Genomic DNA, 2,246 nt, shown 5'->3' on the forward strand with positions numbered 1-2,246 from the left:
GAACAACCGGGTCGTCGCTGGTGATAAAGAAACCCTGAGCGGCCCCGATGGTCCGCCAACGCATCTGGAAAAGTACGGGTGTCAGCTTGTCGGCAGCAGTGAGGTGCTGCAACGCCCACTCCTTCCCCAGTTCGAGCCGGTAGCCGCTAGGGTCAATCAGGCTCCTCCGAAGGGAAGTTCTGCTCTCTTCGGTAAGCTGCCTGCCTTCGCCCTGCTCGATCCGATGCACCAGCGAATTGAAGGCCCGGTCGTGTACACCAGTCGCATAGTTCCGAATCTGAATCATGCGACCAACCATCTCGGCCGCGTCTTTCCTGGAACCAGGTGTACGCACCACCATCACGGCTAGGAACTGCGCCATGTCCATCTTGTCCTGGTGCTCCGGAATCTTGCCGTTGATCAGCCGCATGTAGATTGGAGCGGCCGTGCTTTCGATCCGAGCCAGCATTTCTTCGATGCGAAGGTCATAACTGCCATCCGGCGCTTCAACGGAATAGAAATGAGTTTGCTTGGCCGTCTCTTCGGGCATGCGGGAAAATTTCTTGCCGTCGGCCTTCGTATATGCCAGACGTGACCTTTCGGCTGCACCCCAGCAAAGTGCTGGAGATGCAAGCGCGGAATAAAGTGTTGACCTTTTGGATTACTCATTGTGAACGAAATCACGCGAGGCAGAATCATTATTTCAGACCGAGTATACCATGAGCGCTCTATTAACCAGCGATCAAGACTAGACCCAGGTGCTCACGGGGACCCGGGGGCAGTGGAATATTGAGCCCATTTGCTCGATAGCATGAGGACGCTGCTATCAGCGTAACTGCGCGATCAATCGCGGGTAGCTAAGATGACGACACGCCGAATCCGGCTTGGCTTTCGCTGACCATATCGCTATGTTGCGATCGCAGATCGCGAAAATGGACCTGAAATGCCGCCCGATATCCCAGCTAGTGACTTGAAAAAATGAAGAAAAACCATTCGGCGCCAGCCGATACGGTCTTCATAAACTCACAAGCTGAAAAATTGGATATCGTAGCCTGCAAGGGCTACAGCACCTAAAAAGGGGCTGGAAATTGAGCGATGCGATTGCGGACGTTTTGAATTGGCTTGAAAGCAGGAAGGACATCCAGAGCCTGAGGGCGGCGGTGTGCGACCTGAACGGAATCATGCGCGGCAAGCGCATTCCGGTCGAGCAGGCGCGCAAGGCGCTCGAAGGCAAGCTGCGCATGCCTTACTCGGCCATCGGCCTCGACATCTGGGGCGAGGATATCGAAGGCAATGCCCAGGTCTTCTCGACCGGCGACGCCGACGGGCTTTGCCACTGGACGGGACGCGGCATATTGCCGGTCAACTGGACAGCCCATCCGACAGCGCTGCTGCCGCTCTGGCTGGCGGACGACAGCGGCGCGCCCTATCTCGGCGATCCGCGCCGCGCGCTGGCCCGCATCCTCGACCGCTACGCCGCGCTCGGCCTGACGCCCGTCACCGCGACCGAGCTCGAATTCTATCTTGTCGATCCGACCTCGCAGCGGCCAGTCGGCCCCGTCTCCCCGGTCACCGGCAGGCGTCTCGATTCGGACGCGGCGCTCTCGATCGACGAGGTCGACGATTTCGAGGCCTTCATCCACGATATCTACGAAGCCTGCCGCATGCAGGACATTCCGGTCGACACCGCGATTGCCGAGAACGGCGTCGGCCAGTTCGAGATCAATTTGAACCATGTGCCCGACGCCTTGCGCGCAGCCGACGATGCGGTGCTTTTCAAGCGTACCGTGAAGGGCATCGCCCGCAAGCATGGCTTCGCCGCCTGCTTCATGGCCAAGCCCTATGGCGAGCGCGCCGGCAACGGTTTCCATGTCCATTTCAGCGTGCTCGACAGGCAGGGCCGCAACATCTTCGACGACGGTTCCGACCAGGGCTCCGAAACAATGCGCCACGCGGTCGGCGGCCTGCTTGACGCGATGGCGCAAAGCACGCTGGTGTTTGCACCGCACTTCAATTCCTACCGCCGGCTGCGGCCGAGATCCTATGCGCCGACCGCCGTCGCCTGGGGCTACGAGAACCGCATGGTGGCGATTCGCATTCCAGGCGGACCTTCGGCTGCGCGCCGCATCGAGCATCGCGTCTCCGGCGCCGATGCCAATCCTTATCTGGTGCTGGCGGCGATCCTCGGCGCGGCGTTGATCGGCATCGAGCGCCAGCTCTCGCCCGGCGAGCCGACCGGCGGCGAAGGCCAGGGGCTGACGCTCGCC

General features: G+C 60.4%; 2 protein-coding genes. One reads left to right on the top strand and one right to left on the bottom strand.

The genetic code is table 11. From position 1 onward, the window contains the following. Positions 1-529 (bottom strand): DUF4238 domain-containing protein (locus EOA24_RS34915; protein ID WP_127410645.1); only part of this gene is annotated, 529 nt, incomplete at its 3' end. Positions 530-1,067: 538 nt separating this feature from the next. Here EOA24_RS34915 and EOA24_RS34920 point away from each other — a divergent pair. Beyond that, a partial coding sequence (locus tag EOA24_RS34920) for a glutamine synthetase family protein (protein ID WP_133374786.1) occupies positions 1,068-2,246 on the top strand: 1,179 nt, incomplete at its 3' end.

Source organism: Mesorhizobium sp. M2A.F.Ca.ET.039.01.1.1 (assembly GCF_003998035.1).
Classification (GTDB): domain Bacteria; phylum Pseudomonadota; class Alphaproteobacteria; order Rhizobiales; family Rhizobiaceae; genus Mesorhizobium.